Origin of the sequence: Streptomyces sp. NPDC001933 (assembly GCF_042890955.1) — a bacterium.
Classification (GTDB): Bacteria; Actinomycetota; Actinomycetes; order Streptomycetales; family Streptomycetaceae; genus Streptomyces.
The window spans coordinates 290,624-310,046 of record NZ_JBIASS010000012.1 but is presented as its reverse complement, the minus strand read 5'-3'; the positions used below and the strand labels follow the sequence as shown (position 1 = coordinate 310,046).

General features: G+C 71.4%; 17 protein-coding genes. 15 read left to right on the top strand and 2 right to left on the bottom strand.

Annotated elements, in window-relative coordinates:
- Positions 1 to 45: 45 nt before the first annotated feature.
- Positions 46 to 927 carry a sulfurtransferase gene (locus tag ACFYY7_RS28135; protein ID WP_388665637.1) on the top strand — a complete coding sequence of 294 codons (882 nt, stop codon included), beginning with the start codon at positions 46 to 48 and terminating at the stop codon, positions 925 to 927.
- Between the two features lie 7 nt (positions 928 to 934).
- Here ACFYY7_RS28135 and ACFYY7_RS28130 read toward each other — a convergent pair whose 3' ends face one another.
- Positions 935 to 2,761, bottom strand: coding sequence for a glycoside hydrolase family 15 protein (locus tag ACFYY7_RS28130; RefSeq protein WP_388665592.1), 1,827 nt, complete (start codon positions 2,759 to 2,761; stop codon positions 935 to 937).
- 393 nt (positions 2,762 to 3,154) lie between these two features.
- Here ACFYY7_RS28130 and ACFYY7_RS28125 point away from each other — a divergent pair, with 393 nt between their 5' ends.
- The 14 genes from ACFYY7_RS28125 (at position 3,155) to ACFYY7_RS28060 (ending at position 18,583) form a co-directional block, all read left to right on the top strand.
- Positions 3,155 to 4,840: a CTP synthase gene (locus ACFYY7_RS28125; RefSeq protein ID WP_356080754.1), complete on the top strand. Its 1,686-nt coding sequence runs from the start codon at positions 3,155 to 3,157 to the stop codon at positions 4,838 to 4,840.
- 89 nt (positions 4,841 to 4,929) lie between these two features.
- Positions 4,930 to 5,556, top strand: a complete 627-nt coding sequence (locus ACFYY7_RS28120; protein ID WP_266736281.1) for an NUDIX hydrolase — start codon at positions 4,930 to 4,932, stop codon at positions 5,554 to 5,556.
- A 228-nt stretch (positions 5,557 to 5,784) separates the two neighbouring features.
- Positions 5,785 to 7,848 carry a tetratricopeptide repeat protein gene (locus tag ACFYY7_RS28115; protein WP_388665589.1) on the top strand — a complete coding sequence of 688 codons (2,064 nt, stop codon included), beginning with the start codon at positions 5,785 to 5,787 and terminating at the stop codon, positions 7,846 to 7,848.
- 143 nt (positions 7,849 to 7,991) lie between these two features.
- Positions 7,992 to 9,107 carry an alanine dehydrogenase gene (ald, locus tag ACFYY7_RS28110; protein ID WP_351252637.1) on the top strand — a complete coding sequence of 372 codons (1,116 nt, stop codon included), beginning with the start codon at positions 7,992 to 7,994 and terminating at the stop codon, positions 9,105 to 9,107.
- Positions 9,108 to 9,476: 369 nt separating this feature from the next.
- A complete protein-coding gene (locus ACFYY7_RS28105) occupies positions 9,477 to 10,595 on the top strand; it encodes a ParA family protein (RefSeq protein ID WP_266736277.1) in 1,119 nt (372 codons plus the stop codon).
- On the top strand, positions 10,592 to 11,212 hold the full coding sequence (locus ACFYY7_RS28100) for a hypothetical protein (protein WP_388665636.1): 621 nt from the start codon (positions 10,592 to 10,594) through the stop codon (positions 11,210 to 11,212). The genes ACFYY7_RS28105 and ACFYY7_RS28100 overlap by 4 nt, the downstream gene beginning before the upstream one ends.
- A 108-nt stretch (positions 11,213 to 11,320) precedes the next feature.
- On the top strand, positions 11,321 to 12,367 hold the full coding sequence (locus ACFYY7_RS28095; RefSeq protein ID WP_388665587.1) for a segregation and condensation protein A: 1,047 nt from the start codon (positions 11,321 to 11,323) through the stop codon (positions 12,365 to 12,367).
- Positions 12,364 to 13,011 (top strand): SMC-Scp complex subunit ScpB, encoded by a 648-nt coding sequence (gene scpB, locus ACFYY7_RS28090; RefSeq protein ID WP_388665585.1) that lies wholly within the window; start codon positions 12,364 to 12,366, stop codon positions 13,009 to 13,011. The genes ACFYY7_RS28095 and scpB overlap by 4 nt, the downstream gene beginning before the upstream one ends.
- Positions 13,011 to 14,165 (top strand): pseudouridine synthase, encoded by a 1,155-nt coding sequence (locus ACFYY7_RS28085; RefSeq protein WP_388665584.1) that lies wholly within the window; start codon positions 13,011 to 13,013, stop codon positions 14,163 to 14,165. Before scpB ends, ACFYY7_RS28085 begins: the two co-directional genes overlap by 1 nt.
- A gap of 143 nt (positions 14,166 to 14,308) precedes the next feature.
- Positions 14,309 to 14,962, top strand: coding sequence for a nicotinamide riboside transporter PnuC (gene pnuC, locus ACFYY7_RS28080; protein ID WP_388665582.1), 654 nt, complete (start codon positions 14,309 to 14,311; stop codon positions 14,960 to 14,962).
- Positions 14,959 to 16,038, top strand: coding sequence for an AAA family ATPase (locus ACFYY7_RS28075; protein ID WP_388665580.1), 1,080 nt, complete (start codon positions 14,959 to 14,961; stop codon positions 16,036 to 16,038). The genes pnuC and ACFYY7_RS28075 overlap by 4 nt, the downstream gene beginning before the upstream one ends.
- On the top strand, positions 16,035 to 16,769 hold the full coding sequence (locus tag ACFYY7_RS28070) for an NUDIX domain-containing protein (protein WP_376623261.1): 735 nt from the start codon (positions 16,035 to 16,037) through the stop codon (positions 16,767 to 16,769). The genes ACFYY7_RS28075 and ACFYY7_RS28070 overlap by 4 nt, the downstream gene beginning before the upstream one ends.
- Positions 16,766 to 17,788 carry an ADP-ribosylglycohydrolase family protein gene (locus ACFYY7_RS28065; protein WP_388665578.1) on the top strand — a complete coding sequence of 341 codons (1,023 nt, stop codon included), beginning with the start codon at positions 16,766 to 16,768 and terminating at the stop codon, positions 17,786 to 17,788. The genes ACFYY7_RS28070 and ACFYY7_RS28065 overlap by 4 nt, the downstream gene beginning before the upstream one ends.
- Before the next feature lie 3 nt (positions 17,789 to 17,791).
- Positions 17,792 to 18,583, top strand: coding sequence for a DNA polymerase beta superfamily protein (locus tag ACFYY7_RS28060; RefSeq protein WP_388665576.1), 792 nt, complete (start codon positions 17,792 to 17,794; stop codon positions 18,581 to 18,583).
- On the opposite strand, the gene ACFYY7_RS28055 is transcribed toward ACFYY7_RS28060, so the two are convergent.
- Positions 18,573 to 19,304 (bottom strand): DNA polymerase beta superfamily protein, encoded by a 732-nt coding sequence (locus ACFYY7_RS28055; RefSeq protein ID WP_388665574.1) that lies wholly within the window; start codon positions 19,302 to 19,304, stop codon positions 18,573 to 18,575. The two genes, ACFYY7_RS28060 and ACFYY7_RS28055, sit on opposite strands and share 11 nt — an antisense overlap.
- Positions 19,305 to 19,423 lie beyond the last annotated feature (119 nt).

Genomic DNA, 19,423 nt, shown 5'->3' with positions numbered 1-19,423 from the left:
GGCATCCCGGGCGGCCCCGACATCCGGACCGGACCTGGAGCAGACGTGGGCGACGAAGCGACGGAGCACCCGAGCGGTCCGGAGCTTCCCGGCCCGCTGGTCGGGGTCGACTGGCTGGCACGGCGGCTCGGCGGGCCGGGACTGGTGGTCCTCGATGCCTCGGTCGGCGCGCACCGGGGCGGCGAGCGGCGGATCCCGGGAGCGCGGGCCTTCGACATCGACGGGGCGCTGTCCGACCACTCCGGCCCGCTGCCCCACACGATGCCCGGCGCCGCCCGGTTCACCGAGGAGCTGCGCGCCCTCGGCGTGAATGGCTCCGACACCGTCGTCGTCCTCGACGGCGCGGGCGTCTACTCCAGCGCGCGGGCCTGGTGGATGCTGCGGGCGATGGGCTTCGACCGGGTCGCGGTGCTCGACGGCGGCCTGCCCGCCTGGGCCGACGCCGGGCTGCCGCTGGAGAACGGCGGGCCCGAGCCCGCCCCCGTACCCGGCGACTTCACCGCACGGCCGCGCCCGGGAATGTTCGTCGGCGCCGATGAGGTGGCGGCGGCCCTGGCCGACCCCGCGGCGGTGGTCCTCGACGCCCGTACCCGGGAACGGTTCACCGGCACCGTCGCCGAACCCAGGCCCGGACTGCGCGCCGGACACATGCCGGGGGCGGTCAGCCTGCCTTTCGGGGAGCTCCGGCGCGACGGGCGGATGCGTCCGGCGGACGAGCTGCGCGCCGTGTTCGCGGCCCTCGCCGGGGAGCGCGAGCGGCTGGTCCTCAGCTGTGGATCGGGCGTCACCGCGTGCGTGCTGGCCCTGGGGGCCGAACTGGCGGGGTACCGGGGACAGGCCGTGTACGACGGGTCCTGGAGCGAATGGGGGCTGCCGTCGCGGCGGCCCGTGGTGACCGGGGCGGACGGATCTCCGCCCGCCCCGTGACCCGGCCTCAGCCGACGTACGCCCCGCTCGCCGTCAGGCGCAGCGCCGTGTCGATCAGCGGCACATGGCTGAAGGCCTGCGGGAAGTTGCCCACCTGGCGCTGGAGCCGGGAGTCCCACTCCTCCGCGAGCAGGCCCAGATCGTTGCGCAGGGACAGCAGCCGCTCGAAGAGCCGGCGGGCCTCGTCGACCCGGCCGATCATTGCCAGATCGTCCGCCAGCCAGAACGAGCAGGCCAGGAACGCGCCCTCGTCGCCCTCCAGGCCGTCGACGCCCGCGTCCTCGCCCGAGGTGGGGTAGCGCAGCACGAAGCCGTCCTCGGTGGACAGCTCGCGCTGGATCGCCTCGATCGTGCCGATCACGCGCTTGTCGTCCGGCGGCAGGAAGCCCATCTGCGGAATCAGCAGCAGCGAGGCGTCCAGTTCCTTCGAGCCGTAGGACTGGGTGAAGGTGTTGCGTTCCGGGTCGTAGCCCCGCTCGCAGACATCGCGGTGGATGTCGTCGCGCAGCTCGTGCAGGCGCTCCAGCGGCCCTTCCGCGTCCCCGGACTCGATGAGCTTGATGGTGCGGTCGACGGCGACCCAGGCCATCACCTTCGAGTGGACGAAGTGGCGGCGCGGCCCGCGCACCTCCCAGATGCCCTCGTCCGGCTCGTCCCAGTGCTTCTCCAGGTACTCGATCAGCTTGAGCTGGAGCCCGGTCGCGTAGTCGTTGCGGGTCAGGCCCGTCATGTGGGCGAGGTGCAGCGCCTCGGTGACCTCGCCGTACACGTCCAGCTGGAGCTGGCCCGCCGCGCCGTTGCCGACCCGGACCGGGGCCGAGTTCTCGTAACCGGGCAGCCAGTCCAGCTCGGCCTCGCCCAGCTCGCGCTCGCCCGCGATGCCGTACATGATCTGGAGGTTCTCCGGGTCGCCGGCGACCGCCCGCAGCAGCCACTCGCGCCAGGCGCGGGCCTCCTCGCGGTAGCCGGTGCGCAGCAGCGAGGAGAGGGTGATCGCGGCGTCGCGCAGCCAGGTGTAGCGGTAGTCCCAGTTCCGGGAGCCGCCGATGTCCTCCGGCAGGGAGGTGGTGGGCGCGGCGACGATGCCGCCGGTCGGCGCGTACGTCAGGGCCTTGAGGGTGATCAGGGAGCGGACCACGGCCTCGCGGTAGGGCCCGTGGTACGTGCACTGCTCTACCCATTCGCGCCAGAAGTCCGCGGTCGCGTCCAGCGAACCCTCCGGGTCCGGCAGGCCGGGCGGCTCGTGGTGCGAGGGCTGCCAGCTGATCGTGAACGCGATCCGGTCACCCGGCGCGACCGTGAAGTCGGAGTACGTCGTGAGGTTCTCGCCGTACGTGTCGGCGGGGGTGTCCAGCCAGACGGAGTCGGGGCCCGCGACGGCGACCGTGCGGCCGTCGACCTTGTGCACCCAGGGGGTGACCCGGCCGTAGCTGAACCGCATGCGCAGCTCGGAGCGCATCGGCACCCGGCCGCTGATCCCCTCCACGATCCGGATCACCTGCGGCGCACCGTCACGTGGTGGCATGAAATCGGTCACTCTGACCGTTCCGCGCGGTGTGTCCCACTCCGATTCCAGGATGAGGGAGTCCCCGCGGTAGCGGCGGCGGTCCGCGGCCGGCGGCTGCGTCCCGTCCGCCCGCGCCGGGCCCAGGCGCCAGAAGCCGTGCTCCTCGGTGCCCAGCAGTCCCGCGAAGACGGCGTGCGAATCGAAGCGGGGAAGGCACAGCCAGTCCACTGTGCCGTCCCGGCAGACCAGGGCGGCGGTCTGCATGTCTCCGATGAGTGCGTAATCCTCGATGCGCCCGGCCACGTGCGTCTCCAGTCGAACGGCCATGTCGCCCCGTAGGGCATTACTGCGGGTGAAGAGGTCGTCGCAAGGGGGTGTTGTGGGGGAACCTGCGAACGCGTCACCTCGCCCGGGGCGAGTGCCGGGGCGAGTGTCCGAGCAGGATACGACGCACCCAGGTGATCCGCGCGACGGTCTTGACAACCGGTCTCACCCGAACGGGTGTGTGCGCGGACACTCGTGGTGATCATGCGAGGTGGGCGTCGGGATGCGGCCGGAAGCGGGCCCCCCTCGGCGCTGATACCCTGGTAGCCCGTGGACCGGTGGTCGTCCGCAACCGCAGACGAGGCCCCCGAACCGCAGCGACGGCGCCTCCGGAGTCTCCGGACGAAAACGCCGGTACGCACCTCACGATCGCGACCACGGGAGCCCCCTTTGGCTATGCAGCCCACATCCACGACGACCAAGCACATCTTCGTCACCGGGGGTGTCGCCTCTTCCCTCGGCAAGGGTCTGACTGCCTCCAGCCTCGGTGCCCTGCTCAAGGCGCGCGGCCTTCGGGTCACCATGCAGAAGCTCGACCCCTACCTCAACGTCGACCCGGGCACGATGAACCCGTTCCAGCACGGTGAGGTGTTCGTCACCAACGACGGCGCCGAGACCGACCTGGACATCGGCCACTACGAGCGCTTCCTCGACGTCGACCTCGACGGCTCCGCCAACGTCACCACCGGCCAGGTCTACTCGCAGGTGATCGCCAAGGAGCGGCGCGGCGAGTACCTCGGTGACACCGTGCAGGTCATCCCGCACATCACCAACGAGATCAAGCACCGCATCCGCCGCATGGCCACCGAGGACGTCGACGTCGTCATCACGGAGGTCGGCGGCACGGTCGGCGACATCGAGTCGCTGCCGTTCCTGGAGACCGTCCGCCAGGTCCGCCACGAGGTCGGCCGGGACAACGTCTTCGTCGTGCACATCTCGCTGCTGCCCTACATCGGCCCGTCCGGCGAGCTCAAGACCAAGCCGACCCAGCACTCCGTCGCCGCGCTGCGCAACATCGGTATCCAGCCGGACGCCATCGTGCTGCGCGCCGACCGCGACGTACCGACCGCCATCAAGCGCAAGATCTCGCTGATGTGCGACGTCGACGAGGCCGCCGTGGTGGCCTGCGTGGACGCCAAGTCGATCTACGACATCCCGAAGGTGCTGCACACCGAGGGCCTGGACGCCTACGTGGTGCGCAAGCTCGACCTGCCGTTCCGCGACGTCGACTGGACGACGTGGGACGACCTGCTGGACCGCGTCCACAACCCCGACCACGAGATCACCGTGGCGCTCGTCGGCAAGTACATCGACCTGCCCGACGCCTACCTCTCGGTCACCGAGGCCATCCGGGCCGGCGGCTTCGCCAACAAGGCGCGGGTCAAGGTCAAGTGGGTCGCCTCGGACGACTGCAAGACCACGGCGGGTGCCGCGAAGCAGCTCGGCGACGTCGACGCGATCTGCGTCCCCGGCGGCTTCGGCGACCGCGGTGTCAACGGCAAGATCGGCGCCATCCAGTACGCCCGCGAGAACAAGGTGCCGCTGCTCGGCCTCTGCCTCGGCCTCCAGTGCATCGTGATCGAGGCCGCGCGCAACCTCGCCGAGATCCCCGACGCCAACTCCACCGAGTTCGACGCCGCCACCTCGCACCCCGTCATCTCGACGATGGAGGAGCAGCTGGCGTACGTCGAGGGCGCGGGCGACCTGGGCGGCACCATGCGGCTCGGCCTGTACCCGGCGAAGCTCGCCGAGGGCTCGCTGGTCCGCGAGGCGTACGACGGCGAGCCGTACGTGGAGGAGCGCCACCGCCACCGCTACGAGGTCAACAACGCCTACCGGGCCGAGCTGGAGAAGAAGGCCGGTCTGGTCTTCTCCGGCACCTCCCCGGACAACAAGCTCGTCGAGTACGTCGAGTACCCGCGCGAGATCCACCCCTACCTGGTCGCCACCCAGGCGCACCCGGAGCTCCGCTCCCGCCCGACCCGCCCGCACCCGCTCTTCGCGGGTCTGGTGAAGGCGGCCGTCGCGCGCAAGACGGGCGCCGCGGCCGGTGACGGCAAGGGCAAGCCGTCGGGCAAGTAGTCCGGCGCCGCACAGGCGTTAACGTTGACCGGGGTACGTGTCCTTCGAGGACGCGTACCCCGGTTTCTGTTTTTCGTGGGAGGACGTAGATGGGTTTCCAGGACACGCCCGAGGAGTGGCAGGTCACCGCGACCGAGACGCCCTTCACCGGCAACAAGACCAGCGTCCGCACCGACGAAGTGGTGATGCCGGACGGCACGGTCGTGCGCCGCGACTACCAGGTCCACCCGGGCTCGGTCGCCGTGCTCGCGCTCGACGACGACAACCGGGTCGTGGTGCTGCGGCAGTACCGCCACCCGGTGCGCCACAAGCTCTGGGAGATCCCGGCCGGACTGCTCGACGTCCCCGGCGAGAACCCGCTGAACGCGGCGCAGCGCGAGCTCTACGAGGAGGCGTACGTCAAGGCCGAGGACTGGCGGGTGCTGACCGACGTCTACACCACACCGGGCGGCTGCGACGAGGCCGTACGGATCTTCCTGGCCCGGAACCTCTCCGAGGCCGACGGGGAGCGCTTCGAGGTCTCCGAGGAGGAGGCCGACATGGAGCTGGCCCGGGTGCCGCTCCAGGAGCTGGTACGGGGCGTGCTCGCGGGGGAGCTGCACAACAACTGCCTCGTGGTGGGCGTCCTCTCGCTCGCGGCGGTGCTCGCCGGTGACGGGATCGATTCGCTGCGCCCGGCCGACGCGCCGTGGCCGGCCCGCCCCTTCGAGGCCTGACGGGGCGGCATGACCGCCGGACGGCGCACTGAGACCTGACGGGCCGCGGTGCCGCCTGGTGGCGCACACCGAGGTCCTTCGATCGGACAAGATGCTGATCCGATCGAGGGACCTCCGGGTCGTGCTCGGTCCTGCTCCAGGCAGAACGTCCACACGCCTGAACTACGCTCACAATGCCCGGACCGGAGTCCCGGCGGGCGACGCGTGCAGCGAAGTGGAGCGTGGCCCGTGACGGATCAGGCGGTGGACACCAGCGGCCCGGCCGAGGCAGCGGGAACCGAGGAGCCGTCCGGCACCGCCCCACCCCAATTCTTCGGACGCGCCCGCGAGTTGAAGGCCCTGCGGGCCGACATCGAACGGGCCGGCCTGGACACCCTGGCCGGCCGCAAGGCCGCCCGCGCCCGGGTCCTGCTGATCGCCGGACGCCCCGGATCCGGACGCACCGCGCTCGCCGAGGAACTCACCCGCGGGCTGCTCGCCGAGGGCGACCACCCCGACGGACTGCTCCGCGTCCGGCTCACCGAACCCGGCGGCGCACCGGTGCCCACCGAGCGCACCGCCCGCGAGCTGCTCGACCGGATGGGGGTGACCGGGCCGCCCGGCGCGGACGAGGACGAACTTTCCGGGATGGTCCGCGAGGAGCTCGCCGGACGCCGCGCCCTGCTGCTCCTGGACGACGCGGCGGACGCGGAACAGGTCGACCCGCTGCTGCCGGACAACCCGGACTGCCTGGTCGTCGCCACGTCCGAGGGCCCGCTGACCGGAATCCCGGGCGTCCGCCCCTGCACCATCGGCGGCCTGGACGCGGGCTCCGCCGTGCGGCTGCTCGCCCGCACCATCGGAGAGGTCAGGATCACCGTCGACCCGCGGACCGCCGAGACCCTCACCGAGGAGTGCGGCGGGCTGCCGGCCGCCCTGGTCATGGTCGCCGGCTGGCTCGCCGCCCGTCCCATGGCATCGGTCGCCGATGTCACCAAGCAGCTGCGCGAACTGCCGGACGACACGGAGCAGTCCACCGGCTCCCGCCCGCTGGCCCGCGCCTTCCGGCTGGTCCACGACTCGCTGCCGCCGACCGCGGCCCGGATACTGCGACTGCTCGCCCTCGCCCCTGCCGGACTCGCCGACGCCCACACCGCCTCCGCGCTGGCCGGCTGCTCCGTCTCGGCCGCCCAGACGACCCTCGACGACTTCGTGGCCCTGGGGCTGCTGCACACCAACGGGGCGGACCAGCCGCAGTACGAGGTGCCCGGCTGCCTCGCGCCGCTGCTGCGGGCGCTGCTGGAGGCCAGGGACCGGCCGGCGGAGCTCCAGCTGGCCAGGGCCCGGATGCTGGAGCGGACCGTACGGCTGCTCCAGTCCTGCCGGGCGGTCACCGAACCCGAGGGTTCCCCGGCCCGCCGCAAGCTCGCCGGGCTCCCGCGCTCGCTGCGCTTCCCGGGCCCCGAGGCGGCCGCCGAATGGCTGCGGATCCGCCGGCCCGCCCTGTTGGCCTCGGCCCGGATCGCCGTCGAGGACGGTGAACTCGACACCCTGGCAAGGCGGTTGGTGGCCGCTCTGGTGCGGGCGCTGGCCGTGCACCAGGGCACCGAGGCCGCCGCACCCGAGCTGTACGGACTGCACGGTCTGGTGCTGGCCGTGGCCGAGCGGCGCGAGCTGCCGCGCGAGCGGGCCGCGGCGCTGCTCAACCTCGCCGACCTCGACGCCAGGACCGGCCGCACCCGGGAGGCGCTGGCCCGCTACCGGGCCGCGCTGGATGCCGGACGGGCCGCGAAGGACCCGTACGCCACCGGCCGCGCGATGGAATCCGTAGGCGGCGCCTACGCCGAGCTGGGGGACTTCCAGCGGGCCTCCGACTGGTACGGCCGCGCGCTGGCGCAGCGGCTCACCCAGGGGGAGCGGGCCGACGAGGCACGGCTGTACGGGCGGCTCGGCGCCGTCCACACCTATGCCGGGCGGTACGGCGAGGCGCTGCGGAACTGGCGAGCCGCGGCGGCCGGGTACCGCAGGCTCGGCGACGTGCCGGCCCAGGCGCGGGCACTCAGCGAGGCGGCGCGGGTCCAGGAGTACGCGGGCCGGCCGCACGAGTCCCTGCACACCTGCCAGGAGGCCGTCGAGTGGGCCAGGCGGGCAGGTGACGTACGACTCCAGGCGGCGCTGGAGCTCCGGCTGGCCGACACGCTCGAAAGGCTCGGCGACCCGGCTGCGGCCAAGCTGCACCGGGGTCTGGCCGACAGATTGCTGGGCCAGGAGGGTGTGGCCTGCGAAATCCGTAGTGCGGCGACAGAAAAATAATGCTTTGTAAGGCTAGACAGCACGAAACCCTTCATTAGACTGGCTCTGCCGCGTGTGTTCGCGGTGTCTCCATTTACGTAGTGTCTATCCGGGTATGTATAGCTATGCCCGGGTAACCCTCTGAGCCAAGGACCGTGATCGACGTGAAGGTCGGCATCCCCCGCGAAGTCAAGAACAACGAGTTCCGCGTGGCGATCACGCCTGCCGGTGTGCACGAGCTCGTCCGCCACGGCCACCAGGTCGTCGTCGAGGAGAACGCCGGGGCCGGCTCCTCCATCACGGACGAGGAGTACATCGCCGCCGGGGCGCAGATCCTCCCCACCGCCGACGAGGTCTGGGCCACCGCCGACCTGCTGCTGAAGGTCAAGGAGCCGGTCGCCGAGGAGTACCACCGCCTCCGCAAGGACCAGACGCTCTTCACCTACCTGCACCTCGCGGCCTCCCGCGAGTGCACCGACGCGCTGATCGAGTCGGGCACCACGGCCATCGCCTACGAGACGGTCGAGACCGCGAGCCGCGCGCTCCCGCTGCTCGCCCCGATGTCCGAGGTCGCGGGCCGGCTGGCCCCGCAGGTCGGCGCCTACCACCTGATGCGCTCGGTCGGCGGCCGCGGCGTGCTGCCGGGCGGCGTCCCGGGCACGGCGCCCGCCGAGGCCGTCGTCATCGGCGGCGGTGTCTCCGGCTGGAACGCCACGCAGATCGCTGTCGGCCTCGGCTTCCACGTCACGCTGCTCGACAAGGACATCAACAAGCTCCGTGAGGCCGACAAGGTCTTCGGCACCAAGGTGAAGACCGTCGTCTCCAACGCCTTCGAGCTGGAGAAGGCCGTCATCGAGGCCGACCTCGTCGTGGGTGCCGTGCTGATCCCCGGCGCGAAGGCGCCGAAGCTGGTCACCAACGAGCTCGTCGCCAAGATGAAGCCCGGAAGTGTACTTGTCGACATTGCGATCGACCAGGGCGGCTGCTTCGAGGACTCGCACCCGACGACGCACGCCGAGCCGACCTTCAAGGTCCACAACTCGGTGTTCTACTGCGTCGCGAACATGCCGGGCGCGGTGCCGAACACCTCCACGTACGCCCTCACCAACGCCACGCTGCCGTACATCGTGGAGCTCGCCAACCGCGGCTGGGTCGAGGCGCTGCGCCGCGACGCCGCGCTCGCCAAGGGCCTCAACACCCATGACGGGCAGGTTGTTTACCGCGAGGTGGCCGAGGCGCACGGCCTGGAGCACGTCGAGCTGAGCTCGCTCCTCGGCTGACGGGTCAACACCTTCCGTCAACCTCACGCACACGGCCGGACCTTGCCGAGCAAGGTCCGGCCGTACGCATGCCGGGCCCCTTCGGCGACCCCGTTCAACTCGTCTCGAACGTAACCCTTTAACCGATTCGTACGCCCGTTAAATCTGCGCCCCGGTGGCCGCACGCCCTTGACAGGGGCGTGTTCGATTGCCGACACATCGGGCCGGGTCCGGCGGATTGTGTTGCTGCGAAGCGGTGACACGCCATAGAGTCGCCAATCGTCGGCATGGTGCCACGCTGACCTATCGATAAGTTTCCTGGTCACGTCCAAGGAGGTAAGACGACTTGTGAATGAGTCGACATTTACTCCCGGGGGTGTTCATCCAGGGATGCCTGCACGGGGCCAGAGCCCGAACGGGCTGGAGGCTGTCGGCTCCGTCGCTGTCCGCACCTTCGCCACCCAACAGCACATGACGACAGCCCCCCAGATGATGGACGGCCTACACGTGAACGCCATGGCCGGCAACGAGAGTGGCCGGGAAACCGCCCACTTCGCCGACTTCGACGAGGTGCCCCAGGGGCACTTCTACGACCCCGACGCCGAGTACGAACCCGATCCGGAGTACGCGGCCACCCTCGCGCCCGACGCTGCCCGCCAGCGCCGCGAGCGGATCGGCCCCACCGGCCGGCCCCTGCCCTACTTCCCGATCCCGGGCCCGCTGACCGATCACGGCCCCGCGAAGATCATCGCGATGTGCAACCAGAAGGGCGGCGTCGGCAAGACCACGTCGACCATCAACCTGGGCGCCGCACTCGCGGAGTACGGACGACGCGTCCTGCTCGTCGACTTCGACCCGCAGGGTGCCCTGTCGGTCGGGCTCGGCGTCAACCCGATGGAGCTCGACCTCACGGTCTACAACCTGCTCATGGAGCGGGGCATGTCTGCCGACGAGGTCCTGCTGAAGACCGCGGTCCCGAACATGGACCTGCTGCCCAGCAACATCGACCTGTCGGCCGCCGAGGTGCAACTGGTGAGCGAGGTCGCCCGGGAGTCCACGCTGCAGCGCGCCCTGAAGCCGCTGATGGCCGATTACGACTACATCGTGATCGACTGCCAGCCGTCGCTCGGCCTGCTCACGGTGAACGCCCTCACGGCCGCCCACAAGGTCATAGTGCCGCTCGAGTGCGAATTCTTCGCGCTGCGTGGTGTGGCGTTGCTCACCGAGACCATCGAGAAGGTCCAGGAGCGCCTCAACCCCGATCTGGAGCTCGACGGCATCCTCGCCACCATGTACGACTCCCGTACGGTGCACAGCCGTGAGGTCCTCGCGCGCGTCGTAGAGGCATTCGACGACCACGTCTACCACACGGTCATCGGGCGCACCGTGCGCTTCCCGGAGACCACCGTCGCCGGTGAGCCCATCACCACGTACGCCTCCAACTCGGTCGGTGCCGCCGCCTATCGCCAGCTCGCCAGGGAGGTGCTCGCCCGGTGTCACGCCGAGTGAGTCTGCCCGGGGCCGACGAACTGTTCCGTACCACCGGAGGAATGGGGCTCCAGGCCTCGTCCCCCGCGGACCGGCGACGCAAGGCGAACGGTGAGGCCCGGGTGCCCGGTCCGGCCGGGGAGAACGATTCCGGGGCGGACGGATCCGGCACGGAAGCGGCGCAGGACGCCGACGGCTCCTCGCGCGAGGAGCACTCCGCGGCGGACGCCGACGCGGGGGAGTCGCGCAGCCGCGACGTCGACCGGGTCGCGGTGGCCGCACAGGCGGGCCGCAGGCCCCAGCAGTCCGTACCGGCGGCCGCACCCCCGTCCGCCGCGTCCTCGTCCACGCAGGAGGCGGTTCCCGCCCCTGCCGTCCAGCAGCAGCGCAGGCGCGGAGGCGGGCGCGGGGCGAACCGGAGGCCCAGCGGCCGCGAGCGCCACGACGAGAAGATCACCGTCTACGTCTCGGCCGAGGAACTGATGGACCTGGAGCACGCCCGTCTCGTGCTGCGCGGGGAGCACGGGCTCGCCGTCGACCGCGGGCGGATCGTCCGTGAGGCGGTCGCGGTGGTGCTCGCGGATCTGGAGTCGCGGGGCGACGCGAGCATCCTCGTACGGCGGCTGCGCGGCCGCTGACCGGTGCGGCGGCCGGTAGCCTGCCGGTGGGCGGCCGCCGGACGAGCGGCGGGCCCCTTCCGTACGGGCCACGGCCCGCCGTCCGTATCCCGCTGCCTCTGGAATTCCATGCCGACGACCGACGAGCCCGCCCGCACCCCACGCCGCCCCCTGGGGCGCGGTCCGGGCGGCGCGAGCGTGCCGGAGCCGGTGGGCGGCGGGACGGCCGGGGCGCAGGCCCCTGCACCGCCCGCGCCCGAAGCCGCAACGCCGGAGGTACCGCCCGCGACCGAGGCGCATGAAGTGCCCGAGGTGCCTGATGCGGACCCCGGGCCCACCGAGCCTCCCGGGTCCCCCGGGCCCGCCGGCGACGGGCGGTTCACCGTCCGGCTGGCGAACTTCGAAGGGCCGTTCGACCTCCTCCTCCAGCTCATCGCCAAGCACAAGCTCGATGTGACCGAAGTCGCGCTGTCGAAGGTCACCGACGAGTTCATGGCGCACATCCGTGCCATGGGGCCGGACTGGGACCTGGACCAGACCACCGAGTTCCTCGTCGTCGCCGCGACCCTGCTCGATCTGAAGGCGGCCCGGCTGCTGCCCGCCGCCGAGGTGGAGGACGAGGCGGACCTGGCGCTGCTCGAAGCGCGGGACCTGCTCTTCGCCCGGCTGCTCCAATACCGCGCGTACAAACGCATCGCGGAGATCCTCAGCGAGCGGCTGGCGTCCGAGGGGCGGCGCTTCCCCCGGACCGTCGGGCTGGAGCCGCACCACGCCGAGCTGCTGCCCGAGGTCGTGATCAGCATCGGGGCACAAGGCTTTGCCGCGCTGGCCGTGAAGGCGATGCAGCCCAGGCCCGAGCCGCAGGTGTACGTCGACCACATCCACGCGCCGCTGGTCAGCGTGCGGGAACAGGCCGGGATCGTGGTGGCGCGGCTGCGGGAGGCGGGCGAGATCAGCTTCCGTACGCTCACCGAGGACGCCCCGGACACCCTCACCGTCGTCGCCCGGTTCCTCGCGCTGCTGGAGCTGTACCGGGAGAAGGCCGTCGCGCTCGACCAGGACGAGGCGCTCGGGGAGCTGATGGTGCGCTGGGCCGGGGGAGAGGGGGCCGGGCCCGTCGTCACGGACGAGTTCGACCCCGAGACGCAGGACGTCCAGAAGGATGTGAAGGCATGAGTCAGCAGGAGAACACCGGCTCCACCGTCGCGGATCTCGATCTCAGGCCCGCGCTGGAGGCCGTCCTCATGGTCGTCGACGAGCCCGCCACCGAGGAGCACCTCGCCAAGGTGCTGGAGCGGCCGCGCAGGGCCGTCGCCGACGCGCTGCGCGAGCTGGCCGACGAGTACACCGTGCAGCGGCGCGGCTTCGAGCTGAGGCTGGTGGCGGGCGGCTGGCGCTTCTACACCCGCCCCGAGTACGCGGCGGCCGTGGAGGGCTTCGTCCTGGACGGCCAGCAGGCCCGGCTGACCCAGGCGGCGCTGGAGACCCTCGCGGTGGTCGCGTACCGCCAGCCGGTCAGCCGTTCCAGGGTTTCCGCGGTCCGCGGCGTGAACTGTGACGGGGTCATGCGGACCCTGTTGCAGCGGGGGCTGGTGGGGGAAACGGGCGCGGAACCCGAAACAGGTGCGATCCTGTACAGGACGACGAACTACTTTCTGGAGCGGATGGGCCTGCGCGGCCTGGATGAGCTCCCGGAGCTCGCGCCCTTCCTCCCCGAGGCGGACGCGATCGAGGCTGAGACGCTAGAGGGTGTGCCGTCGTTCGATCCGGACGCACCGGACACCCCGGATACTCACGCAGACGACAAGACGGATTTTTGATGCGAAGCAGTGGCAGGAACAGCGGAAGCGGCGGCGGAGCCAGGAGCGGCGGCGGCAGGAGCGGCGGCAGGAACAACACCGGCAGCGGCAGGAACAGCAACCCGAACCCTCGGGTTTCCGGCTCCGAGCGTGACGACAAGCAGGAGCAGCGCCCCCGCCGGCCCCGCCCCGAGGAGCGCCGCTACGACGTGGGCAACGACAAGCCGGGCGGCGACGGCGGCACCCGCAAGGGCCGCGGCGCGGCGGCCCGCGGCGGCGCCAAGGGCGGCCCGAAGGCGGCGACCGGTGGCTCCAGGAGCAGCGGCCGCCGTACCCCGTACGGCGCCCCGTCCCGTCCGCGTGAGCTCGACGCCAAGATCGAGCAGCGCAACCGGGACCGGTACGCGGGCAAGGCCGACATCCGGACGCCCAAGACCCACCCGGGCGCCGAGCAGGAGGGCGAGCGGCTGCAGAAGGTCCTCGCCAGGGCCGGCATGGGTTCGCGCCGGGCGTGCGAGGAGCTGATCGAGCAGGCCCGCGTCGAGGTCAACGGCGAGATCGTCGTCGAGCAGGGCATGCGCGTCGATGTGAACCGGGACGAGATCAAGGTCGACGGTCTGACCGTCGCCGCCCAGTCCTACCTCTTCTTCGCGCTGAACAAGCCCGCCGGTGTCGTCTCCTCGATGGAGGACCCGGACGGCCGCCAGTGCCTCGGCGACTACGTCACCAACCGTGAGACGCGGCTCTTCCACGTCGGCCGGCTGGACACCGAGACCGAGGGCATCATCATGCTCACCAACCACGGTGAGCTGGCCCACCGCCTGACCCACCCCAAGTACGGGGTGAAGAAGACCTATCTGGCCGCCATCCAGGGACCGCTCCCGCGCGACCTGGGCAAGCGGCTCAAGGACGGCATCCAGCTGGAGGACGGGTACGCCCGCGCCGACCACTTCCGGGTCGTCGAGAACACCGGCAAGAACTACCTGGTCGAGGTGACCCTCCACGAGGGCCGCAAGCACATCGTCCGCCGGATGCTGGCCGAGGCCGGCTTCCCGGTCGAGCGGCTCGTACGGACGTCCTTCGGGCCGATCCCGCTGGGCGACCAGAAGTCCGGCTGGCTGCGCCGCCTCACCAACACCGAGGTGGGCATGCTGATGCGCGAGGTCGGTCTGTAACCCTCCTCCGTCCTCTCCATGGCCCGCGGCCGGTTCCTTCCTCGATTTTCGGACTTCGATTTTCGAACAGGAATCGGCCGCGGGCCTTTTCCTGCGCTCCTTCCACCTTTATAGTCAGAGTGACTATTAAGAAGGAGGCGGGCGTGAGTCTCGCGGATTTCCTCGATCCCCTGCAGCAGCCCCTGGTGACGGTGCTCGACACCCCGGTCAGCTGGACCGAGGTGCTCGGCTTCGGCAGCGGGGCGCTGTGCGTATGGCTCGTGGCCCGCCAGCACCTCGCCAACTGGCCGATCGGCATCGCCAACAACCTCTTCTTCATCCTGCTGTTCGCCCAGTCCGGTCTGTACGCCGACGCCGGCCTCCAGATCGTCTTCATCGCCCTTGCCGCGTACGGCTGGTGGACCTGGACCCACGGGGGTGGACCGGGCTCACCGGACCTGCCGGTGCGGCGCACCACGCGCACCGAATGGACCTGGCTGCTCGCGGCGGGGGCGGTGGGGGCCGTCGCCCTCACCGTCCTGCTCGACCACGCCACCGACTCGACCGTGCCCTTCTGGGACGCCCTGACGACCGCGCTGTCCCTGACGGCTACGTACGGGCAGTGCCGCAAGCTCGTCGAGTCCTGGTGGCTCTGGATCGCCGCCGATGTGGTGTACATCCCGCTGTACGCGTACAAGGAGCTCTATCTGACCTCGCTGCTGTACATCGGCTTCCTGACGCTCTGCCTGCTCGGCCTGCGCAACTGGAGGCGTGATCTCGCCGGACAGCGGCGGCAGTTGGCGGAGGTGGCGGCGTGAAGCGCTTCGGGCACGGGCTGGTACTAGGCAAGTTCTACCCGCCGCACGCCGGCCACCACCACCTCGTCCGCACCGCGCAGGACCGCTGCGAGCGGCTGACCGTCCTGGTCTGCGCCGCCTCCGTCGAGTCCGTGCCGCTCGCCGACCGGGTTGCCTGGATGCGGGAGGTGCACCCGGGTGTAAGGGTCGTCGGCGCCGTCGACGACATCCGCATGGACCTCCAAGACCCGGTGATCTGGGACGCGCACATGGCCGTCTTCACCGGGGCCGTGCCGGAGCCGGTGGACGCCGTCTTCACCTCGGAGTCGTACGGGGACGAACTCGCCCGCCGGTTCGGCGCCGAATCCGTCTGCGTCGACCCCGACCGCACGGTCTTCCCGGTCTCCGGCACCGCCGTCCGCAAGGACCCGGTGGGCTGCTGGGACTTCCTGGAGCCGCCCGTACGGGCCGCCCTCGCCCGCCGGGTCGTCGTCCTCGGCGCGGAATCCACCGGCACCACGACCGTGGCCCGCGCCCTCACCGACCACTACCGCGCGCGCGGCGGCGTCTGGGCGCGGACCGGGTACGTCGCCGAGTACGGGCGGGAGTTCAGCGAACAGAAGCTGGCCGCCCTGCGCGAGCGGTGGCCCGGGGCCCAGTGGGAGGACGTCAGCTTCACCACCGACGACTTCCCGCTGATCGCCCGGACCCAGAACGACAGGGAGGAGGCCGCCGCACGCACCGGGTCGCCGGTGCTCTTCTGCGACACCGACTCCTTCGCCACCACCGTCTGGCACGAGCGGTACATCGGCGGACGCAACCCGCTCGTCGAGGAGACCGCGGACCGGGCCGCCCACCACCTGTGGCTGCTCACCGACCACGAGGGCGTCGCCTTCGAGGACGACGGACTGCGCGACGGCGAGGAGCTGCGGCCCTGGATGACCGACCGCTTCCGGGCCGAACTCACCCGTACCGGAAGGGATTTCATCGAGCTCACCGGAGGCCGTCAGGAACGCCTGGCCACCGCGGTCGCCGCCGTGGACGTACTGCTCGCCGACAGCTGGAACTTCGCCGCGCCCCTGCCGGAGCACCGATGAGCCCCGAAGCCCCCGAAGGCTACGACCCGCACGCCTTCGAACCCTTCGCGGTCACCGTCGACCTCGCCGTCTTCACGGTCCGCGACGGCCGGCTGCACGTCCTGCTCGTCGAACGGGGCGAGGACCCGTACAAGGGGCACTGGGCGCTGCCCGGCGGCTTCGTGCTGCCGCGGGAGTCCGCCGAGTCCGCCGCCCGCCGGGAACTCGCCGAGGAGACCGGACTGACCGAGGGCACCGTCAGCGCCCTCCACCTGGAACAGCTGCGTACCTACAGCGATCCGGACCGCGACCCCAGGATGCGGGTCGTCTCGGTCGCCTATGCCGCACTCGTACCCGACCTGCCCGAACCGCGCGGCGGCGGCGACGCGGCCAGCGCCCAGTGGTGGGACGCCGGGGCGCTCGGCCCGCTCGCCTTCGACCACGACCGGATCCTCGCCGACGCGCACGACCGGATCGGCGCCAAGCTCGAATACAGCTGTCTGGCCACCGCCTTCTGCCCGCCCGAATTCACCCTGGGGGAACTCCAGCAGGTGTACGAGACGGTCTGGGGCGTCGAGCTGGACCGGCCCAACTTCCGGCGCAAGGTCCTCACCACGCCCGGCTTCGTCCAGGCCGTGGAGGGATCGCCGCGCCGCACCGGCGGACGGGGGAAACCGGCCGCGCTCTACCGGGCGGGTGCCGCTACCGCCCTGCACCCACCACTGCTGAGACCGGAAGGAAGAAGCACGTGATCGTGACCAGGACCATCACCAAGCAGGCCGCCACCGGCGCGCTGACCGGGCTCGCGCTCGGCGACGCACTGGGCTTCCCGACCGAGTTCAACAACGTCCCGTCGATCCTCGCCAAGTGCGGGCCGTGGCGCACGATGCGGCTGCCGAAGCCGGCGCATGTCACCGACGACACCCAGATGACGCTGGCTCTGGGGCGGGGCATCCGCACCGCCATGGACCGCGGGCTGCTCACCCCGCTGCGGCTGACCCGCCCGGTGCGCGAGGAGTTCGTCGACTGGTACCACTCGCCCGACAACAACCGCGCCCCCGGCCGCACCTGCATGACCGCCTGCCGGCTGCTGGACAGCGACCGGCTCTGGCAGGAGGCCAGCCAGACCGGCTCCAAGGGCTGCGGCGCCAACATGCGGGTCGCGCCGATCGGACTCGTCCCCGGACTCAGCGAGGAACAGCGTTCCGGCGCCGCCCAGTTGCAGGCGGCCCTCACCCACGGGCACCCGACCGCGCTCGCCGCGTCCGACCTGACGGCCCGCGCCGTGTACCTGCTGGCGCAGGGGGCGGAACCCATGGGCCTGATCGGCCAGTTGCGCAGTTACGCGTACGAGAACAGCGGCCGCTACCTCACCCGCTGGCTCGGCGACCTCTGGCGGTACGCGGGCGACTCCTCGCCCGAGCTGTACATCCAGCGCGGCTGGGACGAATGCCTCACCGCCCTGGCCCGCGTCCAGGACGCGCTGCGCAACCCGTCCCCGGAGACCGACCCCTGCGAGCTCACCGGCGACGGCTGGATCGCCGAGGAAGCCCTGGCCACGGCCCTGCACTGCTTCCTCCTCTTCCCCGAGGACCCCGTCACCGCACTCCGCCGAGCCGCCTGCACCCGGGGCGACTCGGACTCCCTCGGCTGCCTCACCGGCGCGTTCGCCGGGGCGCACCTGGGGGCGGCGGCCTGGCCCAAGGAGTGGGCGGAGCGGATCGAGTACCGAAGCGATCTGCTTTCGCTGGGGGCGCTCTGGGATTCTTGATCCATGCGCATGGACACCAAGCACCTCAGGGAAGCCGGGCTGCCGGTCACCGACCTCGGCCCGGTCCTCGCCGGGGAACGCCACCCGCTGCTCTTCGCCACGGTCTCCGGGGCGCATCTGTACGGGTTCCCCTCCAAGGACTCGGATGTGGACCTTCGGGGGGTCCATCTCCTGCCGGCGGAGGATCTCGTGGGACTGCGCGAGGCCCAGGAGACGCGCTCGCGGATGTGGGACCGGGACGGGGTCGAGATGGATCTCGTCACGCACGACCTGCGGAAGTTCGTCCGGCTGATGCTGAAGCCCAACGGCTACGTGCTGGAACAGCTGCTCTCGCCGCTGGTCGTGCACACCAGCGAGCCGCACGCGGAACTGGTGGAGCTGGCGCCGGGCGTGGTCACCCGCAACCACGCCCACCACTACCGGGGGTTCGCGGGCACCCAGTGGCGGCTTTTCGGGAAGACCGGTGAACTGAAGCCGCTGCTGTACACGTTCCGGGCGCTGCTCACCGGGATCCACCTGATGCGCAGCGGTGAGGTGCGGGCCCATCTGCCGACCCTTCTCGGAGAGGTGACGGCGCCCGCGTACCTGCCCGAGCTGATCGAGGCGAAGGCCGAGGCGGAGCACGGGGGAGCGGGGGAGGTGGACGGTGCGGTGGTGTCGCGGGACGTCGAGGCGCTGCACGGGGTGCTGGACGAGGCCCAGGCGGAATCGGGGCTTCCCGCGGCGGCCGGCGGGTTCGACGCGCTGCACGACCTCGTGGTGCGGGTGCGGCTGGCGGGTTCTCCTAGGGCCTGACCGGCCCTGATCCGCCGGACAGGCCCTGGAACCGGTCCACGGACGCCCGGCGGGTGCGGATCAGGAAGTCCTCCACCCGGGCCCGGTCCGGCTCCGGGGGGAGCGGGGAGTTCCGCGCGGTCTCCTCGCTCTCCTCGGTGAGGAGGTTCATGCGGCGTTCGACCTCCTCCCACGGCACCTCGCCCCGCTTCACCGCCAGCAGTTCGTCGCGGGCCGCGCCCACCTCGATCGTGAGCTCGCCGGTGCGCAGCAGGTCCCGGCCGGTGCTCAGGAGCCGCAGCAGATGCATGGCGTGCTTCCACCGCGGCGCCCCGTACTGCCGTACGTCCGCCTCCAGCTTCTTGCGCTGCCCCGACGCGTAGCGGACGAACGTCCGGTGGGCCAGCCGGGACAGGAACGCGCCGCGCAGGGAGAGGAGTTCACGGCCCACGTCGTCGGCGTACTCCACCAGCGGTGAGTGCAGGCACTCCAGCACATTGGGGTTGGCGCGCAGTGCCAGCTCGCAGAAGCGCTCCAGCTCCCAGGAGAACTGCTCCGGCGCCGGGCCGTCGACATGCGTCGGCGGCTTCTCGAACCGCCAGAACAGCGGGGTCGGCGCGAGGAACACACCGCGCCGGTCGGTGTCGCTCTCCTCCGTGGCGAGCCCGAAGGCGCGCGAGCCCATCACACAGGAGTAGACCGTGTGGTCGCGGACGAGAGCCTCGGGGCCGGGGACGATCATGCCGGCGAGGGTACGTGAGCGGGGCCGGGGCGCACCGGGAATTTTGGCGTCGCCGCCCTGGCACGGAGTGCCGCGCTCAAGTGGCACAAGCCCGGGTTCTGATCGACATTGTCGATAAA